This window comes from Anaerolineales bacterium (genome assembly GCA_015075625.1).
Taxonomy (GTDB): domain Bacteria; phylum Chloroflexota; class Anaerolineae; order Aggregatilineales; family UBA2796; genus UBA2796.
Window position 1 is genome coordinate 180,044 of record JABTTZ010000001.1, and the last position, 22,058, is coordinate 202,101.

16 protein-coding genes are annotated in these 22,058 nt (G+C 57.5%); 7 read left to right on the forward strand and 9 right to left on the reverse strand.

What is annotated here, in order from left to right:
• The first annotated feature begins 207 nt into the window (after nucleotides 1-207).
• On the forward strand, nucleotides 208-1,527 hold the full coding sequence (locus tag HS103_00835) for a hypothetical protein (protein MBE7511346.1): 1,320 nt from the start codon (nucleotides 208-210) through the stop codon (nucleotides 1,525-1,527).
• Nucleotides 1,528-1,936: 409 nt separating this feature from the next.
• Here the strand turns inward: HS103_00835 and HS103_00840 are convergent, their stop codons facing one another.
• From HS103_00840 to leuC, 7 genes are all read right to left on the reverse strand, one after another.
• The gene (locus HS103_00840; GenBank protein MBE7511347.1) at nucleotides 1,937-2,506 is read right to left on the reverse strand and encodes a polymer-forming cytoskeletal protein; all 570 of its coding nucleotides are present in this window, start codon (nucleotides 2,504-2,506) and stop codon (nucleotides 1,937-1,939) included.
• A 69-nt stretch (nucleotides 2,507-2,575) separates the two neighbouring features.
• Complete coding sequence (locus tag HS103_00845; GenBank protein MBE7511348.1) at nucleotides 2,576-4,297, reverse strand: HEAT repeat domain-containing protein; 1,722 nt, start codon at nucleotides 4,295-4,297, stop codon at nucleotides 2,576-2,578.
• A gap of 36 nt (nucleotides 4,298-4,333) precedes the next feature.
• The gene (locus HS103_00850) at nucleotides 4,334-5,338 is read right to left on the reverse strand and encodes an SH3 domain-containing protein (GenBank protein MBE7511349.1); all 1,005 of its coding nucleotides are present in this window, start codon (nucleotides 5,336-5,338) and stop codon (nucleotides 4,334-4,336) included.
• 108 nt (nucleotides 5,339-5,446) lie between these two features.
• Nucleotides 5,447-6,274 (reverse strand): tryptophan 2,3-dioxygenase, encoded by an 828-nt coding sequence (gene kynA, locus HS103_00855; protein ID MBE7511350.1) that lies wholly within the window; start codon nucleotides 6,272-6,274, stop codon nucleotides 5,447-5,449.
• Between the two features lie 171 nt (nucleotides 6,275-6,445).
• Entirely contained in the window at nucleotides 6,446-7,054 is a 609-nt protein-coding gene (gene leuD, locus HS103_00860; GenBank protein ID MBE7511351.1) for a 3-isopropylmalate dehydratase small subunit, read from the reverse strand.
• A 202-nt stretch (nucleotides 7,055-7,256) separates the two neighbouring features.
• Entirely contained in the window at nucleotides 7,257-8,435 is a 1,179-nt protein-coding gene (locus HS103_00865; GenBank protein MBE7511352.1) for a hypothetical protein, read from the reverse strand.
• Between the two features lie 406 nt (nucleotides 8,436-8,841).
• Entirely contained in the window at nucleotides 8,842-10,269 is a 1,428-nt protein-coding gene (leuC, locus tag HS103_00870; GenBank protein ID MBE7511353.1) for a 3-isopropylmalate dehydratase large subunit, read from the reverse strand.
• Between the two features lie 210 nt (nucleotides 10,270-10,479).
• On the opposite strand from leuC, the gene HS103_00875 reads away from it, so the two are divergent.
• The 5 genes from HS103_00875 (at nucleotide 10,480) to HS103_00895 (ending at nucleotide 16,512) form a co-directional block, all read left to right on the forward strand.
• A complete protein-coding gene (locus HS103_00875) occupies nucleotides 10,480-12,435 on the forward strand; it encodes a hypothetical protein (GenBank protein ID MBE7511354.1) in 1,956 nt (651 codons plus the stop codon).
• On the forward strand, nucleotides 12,432-12,938 hold the full coding sequence (tsaE, locus tag HS103_00880; GenBank protein ID MBE7511355.1) for a tRNA (adenosine(37)-N6)-threonylcarbamoyltransferase complex ATPase subunit type 1 TsaE: 507 nt from the start codon (nucleotides 12,432-12,434) through the stop codon (nucleotides 12,936-12,938). The genes HS103_00875 and tsaE overlap by 4 nt, the downstream gene beginning before the upstream one ends.
• Nucleotides 12,939-13,042: 104 nt before the next feature.
• Nucleotides 13,043-13,705: a sortase gene (locus tag HS103_00885; protein ID MBE7511356.1), complete on the forward strand. Its 663-nt coding sequence runs from the start codon at nucleotides 13,043-13,045 to the stop codon at nucleotides 13,703-13,705.
• Nucleotides 13,706-13,860: 155 nt separating this feature from the next.
• Nucleotides 13,861-15,144: an MFS transporter gene (locus HS103_00890; protein MBE7511357.1), complete on the forward strand. Its 1,284-nt coding sequence runs from the start codon at nucleotides 13,861-13,863 to the stop codon at nucleotides 15,142-15,144.
• A gap of 3 nt (nucleotides 15,145-15,147) precedes the next feature.
• A complete protein-coding gene (locus HS103_00895) occupies nucleotides 15,148-16,512 on the forward strand; it encodes a WD40 repeat domain-containing protein (GenBank protein MBE7511358.1) in 1,365 nt (454 codons plus the stop codon).
• On the opposite strand, the gene HS103_00900 is transcribed toward HS103_00895, so the two are convergent.
• Both HS103_00900 and HS103_00905 read right to left on the reverse strand, forming a co-directional pair.
• Complete coding sequence (locus HS103_00900; GenBank protein MBE7511359.1) at nucleotides 16,513-17,163, reverse strand: HD domain-containing protein; 651 nt, start codon at nucleotides 17,161-17,163, stop codon at nucleotides 16,513-16,515.
• Nucleotides 17,164-17,555: 392 nt separating this feature from the next.
• Nucleotides 17,556-19,256 (reverse strand): hypothetical protein, encoded by a 1,701-nt coding sequence (locus tag HS103_00905; protein ID MBE7511360.1) that lies wholly within the window; start codon nucleotides 19,254-19,256, stop codon nucleotides 17,556-17,558.
• Between the two features lie 196 nt (nucleotides 19,257-19,452).
• Between HS103_00905 and HS103_00910 the strand changes: the two genes are divergently transcribed.
• The gene (locus HS103_00910) at nucleotides 19,453-22,056 is read left to right on the forward strand and encodes a HEAT repeat domain-containing protein (GenBank protein ID MBE7511361.1); all 2,604 of its coding nucleotides are present in this window, start codon (nucleotides 19,453-19,455) and stop codon (nucleotides 22,054-22,056) included.
• Nucleotides 22,057-22,058: the final 2 nt, after the last annotated feature.

Consider the following 22,058-nt stretch of genomic DNA (forward strand, 5'->3'; position numbering starts at 1 on the left):
GAGGTGATCTACTCCGTCGGGTAAAGGCGAGCAAGATGCGCTCGCGGGGATGCCCGTATAGGCGGTACTCGTAGGTCAGATTTATAGGTACACTCTAACACATGAGACACTCGTTACAACGTATCCCCTAATCAAAGGAGAAAGAGCGGCTTCCTCTGTCGCCTTCAGGCGACAGAGGAAGCCGCCAAATTAACTATGGGAAACAGGATGAAAACCAGACGTTGGCGAGGCGGCGTAGTAGGCATTGTGCTGCTGATTCTCCTCGGTGTGCTGGCTGCGCCGGGGATAGGCAGCAGCGGGGGCAGCCAAACGATCCACGCCCAAAGTACGGGAGGGACGGCGATGTTGGCAGTGATGGGAACAGATGGCAACCTTTATCTCTATGATGCGAACGGTCAAAACCCTATCGCCCTGACGACAGACGCTGTGCCGGATCGCAAAACGTACAGTTGGGGGACATGGGCAACCGATGGACGGCTCGCCTTTTTCGGGTTCAGCTTTGACCCCGCCGATCCCTATACACTGCGGGTATTTGTCCGTCCGGCGGGGGGCGGCGCGTACCGTACAGCGTACACGAGTTTGGATGAGATATTTACCTACGCCTGTTGGTCGCCAGCCGATTGTGCTGGAGGTGGCGAAACTGGCTGCCGCGATCTCGCCCTCTTGTTCACGCCCGCCGACCAACAGGCACTTGCCCTGCGCCTGATCCGTGATCAGGGCGAGACGTTCAGCGAGCGCTTGGTGGGACGTGCCGCGCCCTTCTACTACAGTTTTTCGCCCGATGGAAAATCTATGCTGTGGCATCGCTTTGCCCGCCAATTGGAACGCTACGATATCGAGTCGGGGGAGACAACACGTTTGGCGGATAGCCCCGGCGCGTTTCAAGCGCCGATGTGGTCGCCCGTTGATGATCGCCTTCTGTTTGCCGTGCGTGGCGAGGAGGTGAATACAAATGATTTGGTTATTGCCGAGGGGGACAACCGGACGACAATTTTGAGCGGACAACCTTCGACTATTGCCTTCGCTTGGTCACCAGACGGGCAAAAAGTTGCCGCCACCGTCAATTCAAGCACCTTGATTGTCATAGATGTGGCGGGCGGTATCACCTTGAATATGAACCAATCAGGACCCGCACTCGCCTATTTTTGGTCGCCAAACAGTGACAAGATCGCCTTCCTTAGCCTGAAGAAAAATGACAATGCGCCCATAGCCTACCGTTCCAATGGACACCAATCCCCACACCCGCCGCAGCAATCGCCCCACCAGTTCACATGGTATGTCCTTGATGTGGCGGCAAACAAAACCGATGTACTTGCTGATTTCACCCCAACGGCAGAGATGCTTTACTACCTAAATTTTGCCGATCAGTTCTCGCGGAGCCATCGGTTGTGGTCGCCTGATGGACGGTATTTCGCTTATGGGAGTATGGAGGGGACGGGAACGGCGGGGGTGTACCTTGCCGATGTGACCGCCCCCGGTACAACGACCCGTATCGGAGATGGGACGATAGGCATTTGGTCGTGGTGAACACCTCCAAGCGGCGGCGGACGGGCTAGACAACCCCGTTGGGGCTTAAAACCCGAATAGGTGTATGGGGATTCCCTCTGCTTTTAAGGCGTGTCCGTAACTGGAAAAAGAAGCATCTGCCAAGAAGGGGTAAACTCAAACGTGACCAACTTGGCTGTGTTGACTGTTTTGGGTCAGAACCCCTATCCCCCCCGGTTACTGCGCAGCAGTCGCCTTTCCCCCGTAAACAGGGAAAGGGGGGATAAATTCCCTCTCCCTGTTTACGGGGTGGGGGTTAGGCTTTTCAAGCCCCGAAGGGGTGGCTGCTTTCAGCCCGCTGCTTTAGCGGCGGGATCGCTGGGGTTACACTGTCCACACACCCTAGTTCCCGGACAAGCCTTTTAGCACGGGGTCAGGGGGTGAGGGCGCATTATTTCTTGTCTTCGTGCGTGCGGAAATCGTCGTCCACCACTTCCGCCTCAATATGCTCACCCTCAACGATCAATTCCGAGCGGAGCATCGTAATTCCCGGTGCGGGGAGTGCCTCGGTAAAGCCCTGTGTGCCAGCGGGATGTCCGGTCATTGTAATTTTCCCTTCAATGAACGCTCCTTCATCAGCAATGATGCTCACCGCTGTGATGTCGCCCCATACGCGCCCGGTGCGGGCAAGGTGAACCTTGCGGGCGTTGATATTCCCGCGCACCGCTCCGGCAATTTTCGCTTCGTTGCGGGCAATGACATTCGCCGTGATGCGTGCCGTCTCTCCAACCATGACATTTCCTTCAATGTCTACTGCCCCCTCCACTGTGCCATCAATGCGAACGTTCGCTTTGCTGCGCAGATCGCCCTTGATCGTTGTGTTTGAGCCGATCACCGTTTCATAGCCAATCGGTTGGCGTGGGGCAGGGGCAGGGGTCATAGCTGTATTTCCGCTAGGTGTTGATGGTGTTTCCGGTGGGTTTTGCGCCCCATGTGGGGTCGATTTCGTGCGTCCAAACATCGTTCCAACTCCTTCACCGCCCTTTAATGTATCATGGATGGTACGGGATATTTTGCTGCCCACACTAGGCTACTGTACCCGTACATTGGCACATTGAAGTTCGACGGCGATTGCCTCGGTGTTCACCTGATTATCAACGTTGATCAGCGTGTAGTCAATCGAAAGATCGGTCAGGATCGTGCGGGTATAGCCGGCTGGGGCGGTAGCTTTGCGGGTTAACGACCACGCCTGCAAAACCCCTGTATCGCTATAGACCGCCGCTCGGATGGTGTACTGCTCTTGCACACCTTCATTCGTTGTATTTACCGCCGCCCCTTCATAAGTTGTCAGGTTGCCCACTGTCTGGGTTAGCTGCAAGTTCAGGGCGTTGATGTCCCCGCCGGAAACCTCTGGGGGAAGGAACTTCCCAACAAAGCCGGGGTCATTGAAGGCGGCAAGACGGGCGTCTGTTGCGCGGAACGCGGCACACGTCCCTTTCGTTGGGTCTACTTGGTAGATCACCCCATCCTTGATGGTGAACGAACTTTGCCCGATCACATTGAAACTGGGGGCGAGGTAATTCTGCCCAACGAGAATATCGGCGCGATCCCGAATGGCGACCCCATAACGAGCAACCAGCGGCGTCTCGCGGCGGGTCACGGTCAATTGCAACCCGCCGATGATCTCTTGGCTACGCGGATCGCGCCCCTCATATTTCACTTCAAAGCGGTATTGAACTGCCTGATAGACCTCTAGCCCCAAGCCGCGAAAGATGAATTCAGGGATGGGCGTGGCCGTGGGCGTTGGAACGGCGGTGGGCGGCGGCAGGGGTGTTCCCTCGCTGATGGTGGGCGGCGGCGTTTCGTTGCCACTTGCCGTCGTCGCCGCTGTTGGCTGGACGACGACCTCTGCGCCGGTGGGGGTGGGGGCAAGTGTTGGCACATCAGTTGGGATGGGCGTGGCGGTGGGTCCCCGTGTGGGGAGCGGGCTTTCGCGGCTGGCACGCAGAATATCGGTAATTTGATCGAGTTTCTTTCCCAATTCGTCCAAGCGCTGGACGAGAGTCTGCGCCCCACCGGGCTGAATGTCCAAATCCCGTTTTAGGTCGTCAAGGGTGGTGAAGGCGCAAAAGCGTGCGTATGCGTTGCGGATGCGCAAAAATTCATCCACCGCTTGGGAAAGTTCCTGCCCGCCACGCCCCAAATCGGGGTAGGTATAGGCGTTCAGATCGGCAACCTTGAAGGCGCTCAGGGCGCTTGGGTCAAGCGTCTGGCACTTAGGGAGTTTGTTCAGCGCCTCAATCTCCGTTTGGAAGGTAGTGAACAACGTCCGCAAAGTCTCACGGGTGTTCGCCGCAATGGGGCGTTCAATCTCGGCGCGAATCTGTGCCAGGCGCGCCTCAAACTCTGCGGTCAGTTCTTCGCGGGGGGTTGGCGCGGTAAGGACAACATCCCCCGGCGGGCGATTCAGGATCGTTTTCGCCACAAAGAGTCCGGCATTTCCAACGAGAGTCAACACCAAGACGACGGTCAGGATGTTCCGTAGCCGTCCGGCAAGTTCGGAGGAGACGCCGCCCCCGCCTGAGGGTGTCTCGCCGCGCCCCTCATACTCCATCCGGCGGTAGATCAGAAGTGCATCGCGTGCCGCTTGCTGAACACTCCCATCGCCATCGTTGCGGTACGCCTGCACAAGGAACGAGATAGCGTCCGGGTTGCGGAGCGCCCCAAGCTCTCTGGCTGCCCCGCGCCGCACCTTTGGATCGGGATCATCACGGAGTTTATCGATCAGGGCGAAAAAATCTGCCTCTGCCATCGGGAATCCTCTCAGGATCGGGTCGGTTCACTCGGATCAGTTTACACTGAACAAGCAGGTGCCGGTGTTGATTTCCTCAATGCCGCCGGGACCAAAGGTTTTTGAGCCGTCATCAATCTTTTGCGACCATGTAAGCTTATAACTGATGCGGTAATCACCCGCCGCCAGTTTGCCCACCGGCACGAACCAATAGACATACCAGCGCCCACTCTGACGGATGATCTCCGTCCGATAGTTCATCCACGTATCCAGCGCCAATGCCTGCCGCCAGCCATCGCCATCTTTTTTCTCCAGCGCCACCTCATACTTGGCGGCGTTGATGTGATCTTGCGTCTGCTGCTGCGTTTGGGCGTACCAACTCCAATACAAGGTGACCGCCGTGTCTTTTGTAAAGCGCTTACCCTGCTCATTTTTGAAATCGGGAAGGTCACAATAGGCAAGGACATCCGTCCGGCGGGTGGCGCGTCCGGGTAAGGTGGCAACCGGCGTCTGTCCAGCAGTGGGAGGGCGGTTCTCGGCACGGCGCGTCAGTTCCACCTGTGGGACAACGGCGACGGCGCTGGCGTTGGAAACGGTGACGAATTCAGCGCTCATCCATCCCTCACCAATGCCATCCGCCACGACAAAATACCACTGCCGATCATCGCTAAAGCCCAAAATGGTGATCGTCGTCCCCGAATTCACCCGCCCTACGGAGGTGTAATCGGTGCTGGGTCCAAGACGAAGATTGACCACCTGAGAGCGGTTGTTGACCGCCCCGCGTATCGCCTCTACCGCCGCTGTGGGTGGGGGAAGTGTGGCGGTGGGTAGTTCCGGCGTGCTGGTGGGGAGCGGCGTTTCCGAAGGGAGGAAGGTTGCGGTGGGAATAGGCGTCGCCGTGACGCGCAGCGTCGCTGTAATGACAAGCGCCAGGGTGTTTGTCGGGGGCGGCGGTGGCGGTGTGATCACCATCGTCGCTGGTTGTGGGGCGTTCACACCGCACGCCGTCAGCGCTATTAGAAGCGCCCCACCCATTAGAAAAAAGAAAAACCGCCTCAGCACCGTCGGCATCCTCCACCGTCCAGAATAACGGCTAGAGGATAGCCGAAAGTTTGCCGTTGCACAAACCTGCCCCCTATAGAGATGCGGAGGACGTCCCGACAGGGGGCATTACAGTGAGGTGCGCACCTTCCACAGTTCGGGAAAAAGCTCCACACTGAGGACATTTTGCAGGTAATTGACGCCCGATGTGCCGCCCGTGCCGCGCTTAAAACCGATGATGCGCTTGACGGTGTTCAAATGTCGGAAACGCCATTGACGAAAGGCATCTTCGAGATCAACCAATTCTTCGGCAAGCTCATAGAGTTCCCAATGTTCTTGCGGTTGGCGATAGACGGTCAGCCAGGCGGCAACAACCTCATCCTCGGCAGGGTAGGGCTGAGTCCAATCGCGCTCGGTGTGTGTGGGGGGGATGGGCAGCCCCCGCCGCGCCAAAAGGCGCAGCACTTCATCGTAGAGGGAGGGGGCATTTAACTCACGGGCGACCTCTGCGGCACGCGCCGGATGGTGGCGATGGGGAATGGACATCACGGCGTTTTTATTCCCCAACAGAAATTCGATGATCCGGTATTGGTGGGATTGAAAGCCTGAAGCATGACCCAACAGGTGACGAAAGTTCGTGTATTCGCTTGGGGTCAACGTTGCCAGCACATCCCACGCCCGTACAAGCTGCTCCATAATGCGCGAGACTCGCGCCATCATTTTGAAGGCGGGTGGAAGGTCATCGGCTTTGATCTGTTCGCGGGCGCCACGCAGTTCATGGATCATCAACGTCATCCATAATTCGCTGGTTTGGTGCTGGATGATGAACAGCAGTTCATTGTGATCGGAACTGAGCGGGTGTTGGGCGCTGAGAAGGGCATCCAGACCGAGGTAATCGCCATAACTCATCTCGCCGCTGAAATCTAATTTTGCGCCATCGGTGTCGTGGGTGGTCATATTACGAATGATCCTTGATAAACGTTATAAACGCGGGCTTTTTATGTTCTTGCCCCTCTCCCCCTTCTCCCAGAAAGGGGACTGAGGGGGCGACACGACCTCATAGACGATACGAACAGCCCGCTCATCCCCTACTTTTAACCGATAGGGAGAGGATAGGGTTTTCGGCGGTTAGGCTGTGGTGACGACGCGCCCGGCGTGGGCAGCTTCGTAGGCAGCGATCTTGTCCTCTTGCTTATGAATGTACCCCAATTGATCAACGCCATCCAAGAGGCAGCGGCGGGCAAAGCCATCAATCGGGAATCCCACGGCCCGCCCGTCAGGGAGGGTGATTGTCTGCGCTTCCAGATCAACATAAACGCTGGTTTGAGGGTCTTCCGCGGCAAGGGTGATCAACTGCTGGTGCGTCTCAGGATCGACCTGAATGGGGAGCAAGCCGTTTTTGAGGGCGTTGTTGCGGAAAATATCGGCAAAGTACGTGCTGATCACCGCCTTAAACCCATAGCCGGTGAGCGCCCAAACGGCGTGTTCGCGGGAACTGCCGCAGCCAAAGTTGTGTCCGGCGATGAGGACACTTGCCCCCGCCGCTTCTGGTTGGTTTAAGGGGAAATCCGCACGGGGCGACCCGTCCGCCTCATAGCGCCAATCGGAAAAAAGGGATGCACCCAAGCCCTGTGCGCTTGTCGTTTTTAGAAAGCGGGCGGGGATAATCTGATCGGTATCCGTGTTTTCGATGGGCAGGGCGACAATTTTGCCGCTAAAGGGGGTCAGTGCGTCCATAGGTGATTCGTACTTTCTCAGAGGTTCGTTCGATAGCTGTATGGGGAAAACTTTAACGGGTTTTGGCGCAAGATACCATTGTGCAATTGCCAGAGGCAGAAAAAGAGGGAAAACGCAAAAAACGGTGAGGGGATACACACACAGGGATGCTCTAACCAGATAGACTGGGCGCATCCCTATGAATGGTTGTAAGCGATTCGCTCTAGGTAGGGTTAGTAGCGCCGTATTCTTCGGGGAGAGGCTGCCCACTCCGCAGCCGTTTTGTATAGCCACGCCGTTCGCGCCATCCCTGATCGGTTTGGACAAAAATCGAGTTTGGGCGCTGGTAGCGGTTTGTGTCTAGTTCCCAAAACCACGAGGCGAGGGCAACGGAATACGCCTGACGGATATAGGATTCCACAGCGGGGCGTATTTCGGGGGAAAGTTTTGGTAGGATAGCTTGCAGCATCGTGCAAACGCGCTGAAACTCATGACAGGCATCGTTCATGTAGGAGAGGCTGGCGACAATGGCATCTTCAAAGGAAATCTCGCGCTGTTCCATCATCACCGGAATCAGGTTGAATTCCTCCGCGTGATCGATCACTTCTTTTTCAAAGGAAAAGAACTCATTGGCAATGCCGCCAATGAAGGCGCAGAGGTATTCCAAACGTTCACACTGCGCACGCACAGAAGCGGGTAGCGCCTCACGGCGTAGGTATAACCCCGTTGCAAACTCCATGTACCATGTCGTCACGAACATGCCGGAAATGTCGTTGCGTAGATCGATGAATTCACTAATCGTCAGATGCTTTCCGCGCACACTGCTGTTTTGATCGGTGACGGCATCCTTGAGGTGTTCCTTAAGGGCAACCATAAAGCACCGTATCCAATCTGGATCACCCTGTTCGCGGAGATCGTCTAGGAGATCGCGGGTGGCATTAACCACACCAAAAGCTGAGGGAGCAGTAGGAAGCGGATTCGCCCAACCACAAATCAGGGCAAAAAGCTCCTCCATCATACGTTTGCCGCGCAGTTTGGCGGCGGGGGCGAGTTCCTTTTGTAGTTCGTTGCTGATGGTGTCGTCAATGTAGAAAAGGATGAGATACGTTTTGTCGATGGCGGCAAGGCGGCGGCTGTCTGTCGTTTCAGGGTGAAGGTAAGCGCCCATCGTATTCGTATGGTCGCTGTAATCCTCCAACCAAATCCCGTGAGACCGCGCCCATACTTCTACGGCTTGCTCTACGGCTACGGCGTGTGGATTGCGCTGGAAGGTTTTCGACCAGCGGGCAATCGTCATCAGCGAGAGATCGAGCCGTGGGCAGTCATCGTGGGCAATGCAGGCTTGTAAGGCACGGTATTCGACAAACAGACGTTCGAGGTGAGTCGCCAAGGTACGTAACATGGCAGTCCCTTTCGCAGCACATATCGAACTTCTGTACTTGTAGCACCTCTTTATTATCTTCATAAATATAACTTTTGTCAATATGTCAAAAGTGTGTTCCAAAATAATAACAGAGATGGTGAACGAAACAGACGCAGATATGAAATCGTTATAGATAACCCTGAGAGATCGCCACACAGGGGCTATTACAAATAGACCTTACGCAGTTGAAGATGTTTACCGTGTATTCATGGAAAGGGGAAGTTTGAGGGGGAAGCCCCCTCAAAAAATAGATACCCCCCTTTTTGTACTGGGAGAAGGGAGGTAGGGGGACGAGGGCAAGTGCGTAACGCCTAAAGGTATTGAGATGTGGGATTCAGAACCCCTATCCCCCCCTGCCCCTTTCCCTGTACACAGGGAAAAGGAGTTAGGCGTAGGTCGGCTCTAAGAGTTCGCGGACATCAGAGACGCAGCCGTTCACAGCGCTGGCGACGGCAGTGAGCGGGCTGGCGAGGAAAGTGCGCCCGCCCTTGCCTTGCCGTCCTTCAAAGTTGCGGTTGCTGGTGCTGACGGCATACTCCCCCGGCTGCAATTGATCGCCATTCATGGCAATGCACATGCTGCACCCTGCCTCGCGCCACTCGGCGCCGGCGTCCTTGAAAATTTCGTGCAAGCCTTCCGCCTCGGCTTGGCGTTTCACCTGCTGCGATCCCGGCACGACCATCATTCGTACATGAGGGGCAACCTTGCGCCCTTTGATTAGCGCTGCGCCGGTGCGTAGATCGCTGATGCGCGAATTCGTGCAGCTTCCTAAAAAGACAACATCAATGGGATGCCCTTTGATCGGCGCTCCGGGCTGCAAATCCATGTAGTGCAGCGCCTTCAGCAAGCCTTCGCGCTGGCTCACATCGCTGAAATCAGCCGGATCAGGGATGCGCCCGCTGATGGCAATGCCCATGCCCGGATTCGTCCCATAGGTGATCATCGGCTCAAGGGCGTTGGCGTCAAGGATCACCGTAGCGTCATAAACAGCGCCTTCGTCGGTGGGCAGTTCCCGCCACGTGGCAACGGCGCGATCCCACGCCTCCCCTTTGGGGGCATAGGGGCGTCCCTTCACATAGTCAAAGGTTGTTTCGTCGGGAGCGATCATGCCAGCACGAGCGCCCCCTTCGATGCTCATGTTGCAGATCGTCATGCGGGCTTCCATCGTCAGGGCGCGGATTGCCGATCCGGTGTATTCCAAGACATAGCCTGTGCCGCCGCCCACACCGATTTTCGCGATCAAGGCGAGGATGATGTCTTTGGCAGTGACGCCAACGCCAAGTGTCCCATCAATGCGAACTTCCATCGTTTTCGGTTTGTTTTGGAGCAAACACTGGGTTGCCAGCACATGGGCAACCTCACTCGTCCCAATACCAAACGCCAACGCCCCGAACGCCCCATGTGTACTGGTATGGCTGTCGCCGCAGACAATCGTCATCCCCGGTTGGGTAAACCCGTTTTCGGGTCCAATAACATGGACAATACCCTGTTTATCACTGCCGAGGGCATAGAGCGGAATCCCAAAATCGCGGCAGTTTTTCTCCATTTGGGCAATTTGAGCCGCCGCCTGTGCATCGGCAATGGGGACATCACGGGGTGTCGTTGGCGTGCTGTGATCCATCGTGGCGAGGGTGCGATCTGGACGGCGGACGCTCAAACCGCGCTCACGGAGCGTCGTAAACGCCTGTGGGGAGGTCACTTCGTGGACGAGGTGAAGGTCAATATACAGCAGCGCCGGAACGTCGGGGGTTGGGGGATTGACAAGGTGTGCGTCCCAGACTTTTTCAAATAAGGTGCGGGGATGAGATGCCATCTGCTCTGCCTCTTGCTAAATCAATTAGGGTTGGTTGTTGATGCGATTCGGCAATCATAGCGCGTTTGAGGGGGAAAATTCAATTGTGCAGGGGACAAAACAAAAAATCCCGCGCCTTTTTCTGGGTGTGGGCGTTTTCTCTGTGAACGCTGGGCAAAGGTAATGAAACCGTGAGGATTCCCGCACTCTGATCGGGTATGATTCTGAATCATGATTACGGTAGATTCCCTCATCGGCTTTCTGAAGCAGATCAACGAAGTGCTGACCGCCGCTACGGTGATTGTCGCCTTCTCGATGCTGCTGTACCACATCACGCACGGCTTTCATGACCGTGTAACGCGCACCTCGGCGCTGCTGCTCGCCTGCGTCACGATCATTTATGTGGGTGATGTGTTCGTCAACATCAGCCGCAACCCCGCCAGCACCGAAAACTGGCTGCGTTTTGAGTGGCTTGGTTTGGGTTTTGCGCCGCCTGCGCTGTTTCATCTTTCCGATGCGCTTCTCTCTACTACGGGGCTGCGCTCACGCGGACGGCGGCGGCGGGTGGTGCGCCTGCTCTATCTGATTGGCGCGACGTTTGTTTTTGCCGCCGCCTTTACCGATCTGATCGTGCGCGATCTGGTCATGCGCCCCGCTGCGCTCATGCAGCCCGGAGCGCTCTTTGAGTTGTATGTTATTTTCTTTGTTAGCGTGTCTAGTTTCGCGCTGAACAACGTCCTTCGCGCCCGCCGCCGCTGCCTTACCCGCGCCACCCGCCGCCGCATGAGCTACCTTCTGTTCGCCCTAATCACCCCCGTTGCCGGAATTTTCCCCTACACCCTGCTGTTTAATCAGCCTGCTGAGGCACACCCGCTCTTGCTGTGGGCGTTGATCAATATCGGGAATTTTGGGATCGTCCTCATGCTGGCGCTTATGGCGTACCCGCTCTCCTTTTTCGGGGTGCGCAAGCCAGACCGCGTGATCAAAGCGGACTTGCTCAGTTTTATGCTGCGCGGTCCGGTGACGGGGATCGCCGTCTTGGTGGTAATTATGTTCGTCCCCCGCCTAAATGGAATCGGCGTACCGGGTGTGGAATTCATGCCTTTTGTAGCGGTGACGGTGGTCTTGGCGCTGCAATGGTCGTATACCGTCCTCATCCCATGGCTAGAGCGCGTTCTTATCTATGCGGGCGATGTGGAAAATGTGAGCCGCTTGAAAGATCTTAGCGATCACCTTCTGACACAGACCGACGCCGTGCAGTTGTTAGAGGCGAACCTCGCCGCCATTTGCGATTACCTCCGCGTGCCAAGCGCGTTTATCGTCACCTTCAATGGCGAAGGGGCAAAGCTGGCGCAGACGGTGGGATCGCTGACGCCGACCACAGAGCAACTGAGCGCCCCAGAATTTTTGACCATTGCCCGCAACGGGACGGGGACAGCCTTCAAACTGACGGCGTGGCAGTCGTTTTGGCTGACGACCCTTTATGCGGGCGAAAATGCCCGCCCGGCAGGGGTGTTGGGCATTTGGGCGCGTTCGCCGCTGCTCGATTTGCGCCCCGATGAAGAAACCCTCTACAAAACGCTCATCGGGCGGATTGCCCGTGTTTTAAACGACATCCGGCTGCAAGAGGAACTCGTCGCCCGCGTGGATGATCTGTTGGAAGATACAGAGAATGTAGCCGCTGGCAGCCTGCGCCTTGATTACATAGGGGCAGTGGCTCAACTTGCCGCCCAAACAAGACAAAACAGTGTGGATCAGCCGGATTTTCCCGATCTGATCCGCGATGCCCTGCGTGATTATTGGGGCGGGGCGCGGCTTACCGATGACCGTCTGACCAACTTGAAACTTGTTGAGCAGTTGTTGCCCGATAATGAGGGAAAACCAGCCCAAGCCGTCCGCGCCATGCTGACAAAGGCGATTGAGCGGCTGCGCCCCGAAGGTCAGCGCAGCCTGACACTCCCCGAGTGGACGCTCTATAATGTGGTGGAGATGCGTTTTGTGCAGGGGAAAAAGGTGCGCGATGTGGCACGGCAGCTATCACGCGGGGAGGCGGATATTTACCGCAAGCAAAAGATCGCCATTGATCAGATTGCCCAAACCATTGCCGAGATGGAACGCGCCGCGTTGCAGGACTCGCCATTACCCCCCATGCCTCTTGAGGCAAGCCCCTCTCGGATGACCTCATGATCCCTCCGCCAGTAGAAACGCTTCTCTTAAACAGCGCCTCTCGCGAGGCAACACTGGCAATCGGGGTGCAGATCGGGCGGCTTCTCAGCGGTGGGGAGGTGATCTGTCTTTCTGGTGATCTGGGCGCGGGGAAAACGGCACTCGCTGTGGGTATTGGCGCGGGGTGGGGCGTCAGCGAGGCTGTTCACAGCCCGACCTTCGTCTTTGTTCACGAGCATCGGCGGGCAAGCGGCGAGCGTTTATACCATATTGACGCTTATCGTCTGCGCGGGGTGGACGATGCCGAGAGCATTGGCTTGGAGGATATTATTGGTGGGGATGATCCTGTTCTCCTTGAATGGGCAGAGCGAGTCGCCGTGCTGATCCCATCGGAGGCGCTCTGGATTCGCCTTGAGGCTCAGGCAGAGTCCCCCGACGAGCGAGCGATCACCCTTTCGGCAAGCGTCGGGCGCGGGTTGTTCCTTCTGCGGCGTTTGGCTGAGACACACAGTGACAAGGGCTGAGGCGAAAAATGAGTGTTTTGTATCGAAATGCTTTCGGTTGGGTTATCATGTGCGGTTGAAGGTCTCTTTCTCGCACACTGCTCTTTACATTGAAGGTTTTTGGTATGGGTCTGCCTTATTCGCGTCGTTCACGTCGTTCGTTATCCTTGTGGCAGTTGATTCTGATGGTGGCGGGCGTTGTCCTAATCGTCGTTTCTGCCCAACAACTTCTCAGTCAGGTAGGGTCGGTCATACCCACCACCAGCCCAACCCTCTCACCGGGGGTTACCCCCACCCTTCCCACCAGTTTGGCGCGGACGGATGTCCTGCCCACTCCCACCGTTGATCACAGCGTCCCCCCGCGCTACCTTGTGTTTCCGGCTGCTTCGCTCACCAGCCGGATCATTGAGGCAATCCGCACCGATACAACATGGGAAACCCGCTATCTGGGTGATTCGGTGGGGCATTTGGAAGGGACAAGCTGGTTCGATAACGAGCAGGGCAATATCGTCCTTGCCGGACATGTCGAAAGCGCCACCGGAGCGCCCGGACCGTTCGCCTTCCTCTTTAAGGTGAACAAAGACGATCTGGTGATTCTGCAAGAGGGGGCGGTGAGCAAATACTACCGCGTCACCGAGATCATCCAGGCTAAACCGGATGATGTCTACCTGACGGAGCAAAACGGCTCAGGGCGGCTGACGATGATCACCTGTACGGAGTACGACTACAAAGAGCGGACATACAATGGGCGGTTGGTGGTCATTGCCGAGCCGCTGACGACGAATTAGGTTCTGAACCAATGAACCAAAACATCAACACAGCCTAACTGTTTGGGGAGCAAATCCAATCCGCCTCGTCACCCTCGTTCCCTTGCCTTGCCTTGAGGCTGAGGGACAGGGATAACCTAGTTTCAATAAGAATTGAATCCAAAGAATTGACTCTTATGCACCGACTTCGCGGGCTGTTCGCCGGCATGGATCGGCGGATGTTGCTGTTTTTGTTGCACACCGCCCTTTTGCAACTGGCAGTTTATGGGATCACCGATGTGATCTTGAACTTTTATTTCGTCAGCCTCGGCTACGGATCAGATACCATCGGTATTTTGCAAGGCTTGGGGCGCGTCGGGGGGACAATCACCGGCATTCCACTGGGCATTGTCGCAGACCGGATGGGGGCGCGTCGCTTGACAATTCTCTGTGCCTTAGGGGTTGGGGCGAGTTATCTTCCGCTCATCTTCTTGCCCACTTTGCCCATGCTTGTTCTGAGCCGCTTTTTGTTTGGGGCGTTTTTTAATGCCATGTTCCTGGCTGGCGTGCCGCTCATTGCCCAACTGGTGGAAGCGCGTTACCGCACCCGCGCCTTTGCCACGTACCAGATCGTCGGCTTGACCGGAACATCTTTTGGGACAGCGTTGGGCGGCTTTTTGCCCTCGATTGTGGCACGCTTATTCCCCACCGTCGTGCAAAGCGCAACCCTGCCGCCAGAGCAAACGATCTTTGCCTATGCTGGGGCGCTTTTTGCTGCGGGGCTTTTCAGCGCCCTCAGCGTGCTTCCCCTTCTGTTGTTTGCCGAGCCGGAAACCGCCGCCCAAACACGGGCGATCCAAAAGGCGAAAACAGGCGAAGACCAACCGCGCACCTTTACCCGCACCAACCTGTGGCGCATGACCTACCTTTCGCTGCCGATGATCACCTTTGGAATTACGGCGGGCATGACCTTTCCCTTCTATAACCTCTTTTTGCGGACGCGCTTTCACCAATCCGATGAGGTGGTGGGGACACTCCTCGGCGTGGCGTGGCTGATCATGGGGGCATCCAGTGTCCTCACCCCGCTGTGGGATAAGCGCTTCGGGCGGGTGCGGGCGGCACTGATCCTGATGGGCATGGCAGCAGTGGCGTTTTTTGTCATGTCGGGGGCGGCGGTCTTGGCGGTGGGCGTCATTGCCCTTTATTTTGCCGTCTCCCTACGGAACATGATCGTGCCGCTTTACCAACCGCTCTTTATCGAAAGTTTTCCGCCTTCCATGCGCAACATTGCCAGCGGGCTGAACTCCGTCCTGTGGAATGGGGGGTGGTTTCTCTCTAGCGCGGTCAGCGGGGCGCTCTTGCGCAATCACGGCTTTGGGTTGCTCTATGCCCTTGTGGGGGTGGGGGTTGCCACGACAGGCATCAGCATCTACCTGATCTTTCGCAACCGACCAACGAATGTCAGTCTGGAAATGGGGTAAACCATGAATCATCGCGGGAGTGGGGTTGGTTTCGGGGGGATGATTGCCCTGATCGTGATCGCCTTGATCCTCGGCGGGCGTACCGCCCCCTCGCGTCCCGCGCAAGCCGAGACGCGCACTCCATCGCTAACCGCCTCCTCCACCGCCCCGCTAAGCGCCACCGAGATGGAGGCGACGCTGAACGCGGCAATCGAGGCACGCTTCACCGAGACGGCATTCGTCCGACGGACGGTGGATTACCAAACGGCAACGGCGCAGTTCTTGGCGACGGTAAACCTTCGCTTCAATCGAGCGCTCACGGCGACGGCACTTGCTCCGGCGCGGACGCTCGCTGCCTTGCAGGGGTTGGCGCTGCTCTCGTTGGCAACCATCGAACAAATTACTCAAGTGGGCAGCTACCGAACCGTTTTCGCTGTGAATGCGCTCAGCCTTAGCCCCGATGGGATGATCCTCGCTATGGTCAGCAACACGGAGACGGGCGTCCGTCTTGTGGAGGTCAGTTCCGGGCGGGAGATCAACGCGCTCTTGCCCCTTTCGGTTGCCACCCCCACCCCCACAACGGTGATTCTCAGCACCCTGACGCCGACACCGACGCCCATCCCCACCATTGAAGGACCGGTGGGCATGTACAGTGTTTCCTTCAGTCCGGGCGAGACTGCCGATGGCGTCCGTATTGCGGGCGGCAATGCCTTAGGCAACATTTACGTGTGGGATGCGATCACCGGTGAGGAACTGCTCTTTCTGCCCGGTCATGCCGGAATCGTCTTTACGCTTGCCTTCAGCCCCGATGGGTCGATCTTGGCATCGGGGAGCGCCGATGGGACGGTGCGCCTCTGGGATGTGGCGACGGGTCGCCCGTTAGGGCGCTTAGTGGGGCATAACAGCGCGGTGAGCAGCCTTGCCTTCAGCCCCGATGGATCGCTGTTGGCGTCGGGAGCGCTTGGCGGGCGTGCCGTCCGCCTTTGGACGGTGCGAACGGGACAGCCAGCGGGTCTGCTGCAAGGGCATACGGGTGGTGTGCTAAGTGTTGCCTTCAGCCCCGATGGGACACGCCTTGCCAGCGGCAGCCGCGATGGGACGATTCGCCTCTGGGATAGTGATCTGCGGCAGAAAACGCCTCTGTTTGTCTTGCCTGCCCCCAATGGAGTGACCCATCTCAGCTTTAGCCCCGACGGGACGATCTTAGCGGCGGGGGGCATCGCCCCAACGGTGACCCTCTACGATCCCTTTGAGGGGCGCGTTGCCGCTGTTTTGGATGGGCATATCGGCGGGGTGACGGCACTCGGTTTTAGCCCCGATGGGACGCGCCTTGCCGCTGTCGGGCTGGATCGCATCATACGCTATTGGGGAGTCCGGCTGGTGCAGTGATCACGACTGCTCTTTTTCTTTTGCACCTTTTTGGGCTGCGTCTTTTTCCAGCGCCTCGTTGAGCAGCGCCCGCATCAAGGCGATATGCCGTTCCTTTGCCGCGCCATTGCGGGCAATAGCCGGCGCGGTGAAGTAGTGATGCGCCTCCATAAAATCGATCTGAATCTGATACCACATCGCATCGCTGATGGGGCTGTTGAAGGTCTCAAGCTCACGCCGTAAATCGGCGCTGCGCGAAAGAAAGGCTGCCGACCCAAGCGAATCCAAATCGGCATCGGCTAAGATTTCCCCCAAAACATCCTTGGGGCGGTGGGGAAGGCGCGTTGCCATGATGATTGTCCCAATCGCCTCGGTTTGGACAACATTGTAGCCAAAATCGGGCAGTGCTTCACGGCAGATGAACACGCTGTGCATTTCGTGTTCAAGGCGGCTGTGCAGATAGCCCAGATCGTGAAAGTATGCCGCTGTCCGCAGCAGCATGAGGCGCTCGCCCTCGACATTTAAGGCATTTGCCAGCACCGCCACCGCCGCTGCCACTTCATCGCGGGTATGCCCCAGATGGTGATAGGTCAGACGTGGGTCAAGCTCGTTTGCCAGCCGTTCCAGTGCATATGCCCTGGCGCCCTCGAAATTCGGTGTGTGGATGGTCATGACCGCTTTGCTCGTTTATGTTCGACAGTAGGCTATTGTATGCCGAAACGGATTGTGCGTGAGAGCCACCACCCCTCACCTCTCTCTAACCAATGATGCAGACTCCCCCAGAACCCCGCAATCCTCATCCCCCTCAATCTGCCCCTTTGGAGTGCAGCCAAAAGCGATCCCGCCGCTAAAGCAGCGAACTGAAAGCAGCCACCCCTACGCGGCTTGGAACCCCTGACCCCCACTCTGTAAACAGAGAGAGGAAATCTCTCCCCCTTTCCCTGTGTACGGGAAAAGGCGGCTGCTGTGCAGTAACCGGGGGGATAGGGTTTCTGAACCCCAAACCTCACTACCTTTTCATGTCACATGAGATGTATCATTGATTCTCTAGGGTAGCCCACAGACTACGGCACACGGTAGATTGCTATCATCCCAATGCGCTGAATAGGCGTCGTCAACCCGACCACCTCAAGGCAGGCTGTGCGGCTCGTTGCCCCCGTCGTCTCGCTAGAGGCATCTGCCGCCCGTAGAAGGACATAGCGCACGTTGTAGCGCTCCAAGACGGTGCGGCAGGCTTCCGGTGGCATAGGCATACAGGTTGGTTCGTCATGATCCGACGTTTTGGGTGGGCAGTAGATTCCCTCCAACCACCCCTTGACCCACACCAACTTCTCGGCGGCGCGAAGCGTCTCATAGGGATGACTATAGACCACTTTCAGATCGCTGTAGACGGGGATGTACAAACTGACCCTCGGCGAGGCAAGGACAATCTCTCCGGCGTTGCCGTTCGCCGCCAACCATGCGATTGCCTGCGCCTCGTCACGGTAGATGAGTAGCGATCCCTCTAGTCCCTGTTCGGGCTGAAGAATCCCCACCAACGGAAGCCCCCACACCAGGATGTTTGAGGGAATCATAAAGACGATCAGGGCGATCAGGGTTGCCCCACGCCAGCGTGCCGGAATGCGCGTAAACCAGTAATCGCGTAGGGCGCGGACAGCGAAATAACTGATGGGGATGAACAGCCCAATGGCAAGGCGGCGCTGTAAATTAAAGGGGGCATACAACAGGGCAGCGTTCACGATCAGCCAGGTGACCATAAAGCGATCCCCATCCCGTTCAAAGCGACGGAACGCCCGCCAGATGCTAGGGATGCCGACCAAGAGCGGCAGCCCAAAGCCGAGGATGTAGTTAATCACCCCCGGTGAGGGGGTTTGGTTTTGCTCGTTCCAAAGGCGCATCGCCTCATTAGTGGAAAGGATTGCCACATAATAAATGAGAAAAGGGAGGGCGGGAAGAATGAACAGCAGCGCCCAATTGATCTCGCGGAGGGGAACGCCTCGCCCGCGAATGGTCAGAACGGCACTATACGCGCCGAGCGTTGCCGCCATAGGCAGCCACGCTTGGGGTTGGATCACAATTAGGATGAGAGCGATCATGATGAGCGTGCCGCCGCCGTTGGTCAGGGTTGGCTGCTCGTCGTGACCGGGACGAAAGACGCGCACAAACACAGCCGCCGCGATCATGATCAGAGCAATCGAGAAGGCAAAATGGGCATTCACCAACGCTGCGTGGAAGGGAATCGATTCAGGGATGGTGAAATCGGTGGCGGGCGCGGTACGGGCGGCAGTGAGCAGCAGCCCCAACCAGCCCAAACCAGACCCCATGCCCATAATGGCAAAAAAGAGCCGTCGTTCACGTTTCCGTGTCCAGATCGTCGCGCCGAGGTGGTACATCGCCAGATACATGAAAAACGCCCCAACCAGCCGCGTCAATTGGTAGATGACGATGGGCGACATACTTAACAGGCGGGCGATCTGCCCCAAAAACACATAATAGACTTGGATCAGCGCCGGGGCGTGTGGTTCAGAGGTGTGGGGGAGGCTCATCAGCCAGTTACCATTGATTCCCTGCCGTATCTTGGCAAGGTAGGTAGCGGCATCCAGCGGGTTATAGAGGACTCCCGTAAAGGCATAACTACCTTCTGTCTGCACTCCGTTCAACGCCCAAAGGTAGGGCAAGAGCGAGAGGGTGACCAGAAGTCCGCCAACGATGATAACCCACCGCCACTCACCACGGGAGACAGGTGCCGATGTTGTCCGATCCATGTAATGTCACTCCCGATGAATCGCCTAAATTTTTCGCTTGCGCTCACGCTTGCCACATTTGTGGTACTATTGACTTTCGTTCGGCGCGGCTACAGTGATTGTACCCAAGTTTGGATTCCTGAGTACGCCATCGCACCTACTCGGTCTATTGTGATATGTTGATTTCTTCGGTGATATTTTTAGGTGGGGGAACGGTATGAGTTTCAACATTGGCTCATTTCTGATTGGGTTTCTATCCGCCACCGTCATGGGCTTCATCCTTTACCGCCTGCGAGATCGGATTGTTGCCCTGCGCCGCACGGCAGAGTCACGGGTGGGGCAAACCCGCGAGTTCATCTCCAACAGCGCCGAAGGGCGTTATTACGAATTCATCACCAAACGGTTGAACGCCGCCCACCTTGCCGGCGATCACATTGCCCTTGCCGAACTCTACGTTGAACCGCGTTTTCTTGCCGCCCCTCCTCCCGCCGATCCGAATGCCGAGCGGATCGATAGTATTTTTCATGCCATTCCAGTCATTCACGATCTTCCCGCCTCCTACGCGCCGTATAACATTGAGGCGATGGGCATCAACGATTTACGTGCTGGCGAACGCCAGATTGCCCTGTTGGGGCTGCCCGGTTCGGGGCGCAGCACCGCCCTTGCCGTCTTAGGGTTGGTTGCCAGCGGAGCGATTGACCTCCCTGAGCTTGATCTTTTGGAAGATGAAACCTTTGAAACCGAGGTGAAAGACCTCCCCCCCGCCGAACGGGAGAAACGGATCAAGGCACGGAAAGAACTGCAAGACCGCGCCCTGAAGCAGATCAAGGATGAACAGCGCGGGGCGGGTGGGGAAACGCCCGCTGCCCTGATTCCCTCGTGGCGGGAATTTATACCCATTTACATCCACCTCAGCGAGATTGACCTGCGCCCAGAAGTGTTGGGCATTGGCGCGGACGGCAAAAAGGCGGCACGGGCGCTTGACCCCGCTGAACCGCTCGTCTTGGCAATGCAGCGCAGCGCGGGCGGGGTTGTTGCCAGTACCCTTCCCCGCGTCATCTATTCACGGCTGACAGCAGGCAAGGCGCTGGTCATGTTCGATGGCTTTGACGAACTCAGTGAGGCGGATCGCCCTGCGGTGATAGCGTGGCTGTCTGGTTTCCTCAGCATCTATCGGGCCAATTTCATCGTGGTGACTGCTGGTGTGGGCGGTTACGATACACTGGCGAATATCGGCTTTACTCCCCTTTATCTGCGGGCGTGGCAAGATACCGATTACACCGCGCTTGTGGGGCATTGGGCAACGGGCTGGACGCAGATTGGCAAACAGGGGCGGAAGGCTGCAGCCATTCCTGCCGAAAAGATCGTTCGTCGTGCCGAGGCGAACAACCGCGCCCGCCTGCCGCTGGATGTCTCCCTCAAAGCGTGGGCAGCCTTTGCTGATGATGAAAAAGAGGTGGGGCGGCGCGGCTGGTACGATTTTTATGCGCGGCATTTCGCCGCCGAACTGCGCCCCTATTTTGAGAAACTAGCGGCGGCAAGCCTTGAGGCGAACGGTGCTCCGCTGACACACGCCCAGATCAAAGAGATGATCACTGCCGCTGTCACGGGCGCGGACGGCAAACCGACGGCGAACCCCGATGATCTAACGAACAAACTGATCAAGAGTGTCCTTTTGAGGGCGCTGCCGGGGGATCGCTATGCCTTTGCCCATCCGCTGATCGCCGCCTTCCTCGCCAGCGAAACACTGCAAGAAACGACCCTTGCAGCGGCGGCGGGCAAGCCCGCGTGGGAAATTGCCATGCCCTTTGCGGCGGCGCGACTCAATTTTGAGGCGGTTGCCCAAGCACGCCTTTTGGATACGAATTATGACCTTCTCTATACAGGCGTCTTTAGCCTTGTCCCCTGCCTGATCGACTCCCCCGCCAGCGCCCAATGGAAAGGGACGGTTTTTAAACAGCTTGGGGCAGCGCTCCTCCAGCCAAGCCAGTTTCCGGCAATTCGCGAACGGGCGATGGCGGCGCTGGTCAGTTCGCGGGATAAGGGTGTCTTATTTGTTCTGCGCGAAGGGCTGAAAACCCCCCTCCCCGTGATTCGGCGGTTGTGCTGTGTGGGCTTAGGGGCGCTTGGCGAGCCAGACGGCGTGCGCGAAATTTCCCCCGCCCTTAACGACAGCGATCCCGATGTCCAGTTGGCAGCAGGCATGGCATTGGCGGCAATTGGCACGCCGGGCGCTCTGGAAACGATGCTTCAGGGGTTATTGACGGGCGATCCCCAACTGCGGCGGGCGGTGGCAGAGGCGCTGGCGGCGCTCCCTGATGTGGGACACCCCACCCTGCGCGATGCGATTGTCAGTTCCGAACTCGATGTGCGGCGGGCGGCGGTCTACGGCGTAGCGCGGATCAAGAAAGCGTGGGCGTTGGCGCTGCTGTATAAGACGATGCTGGAAGATGGAGAGTGGGTTGTCCGCAACGCCGCCCAACAAGCCTGGGGCGAGGCGCAGCGCCCGGATCGGATCAGCATCCACACCCACCCGCAGCCCGATCAGATTGCGTGGTTGGTCAGTTGGGCGGCGGATCGGGGCGAGGGCGTTCCGGTGGGACCAAACGGGCGGCAAGTTCTTGTACGGGCGCTCCAAGAGGGCGATCCGGTGCTGCGTGCCGCCGCCGCCAAAACGCTTGGCACGCTGGGGCATCATTCGGCGCTGAAGGCGCTCTACACCGCTCTGCGCGACCCCGATGAAGGGGTACGTACCGCCGCCTATGATTCGCTGGCGGCGCTGCAAACCCGCTTAGGGATGAAGTTGCCAGCGTTGAATTGATA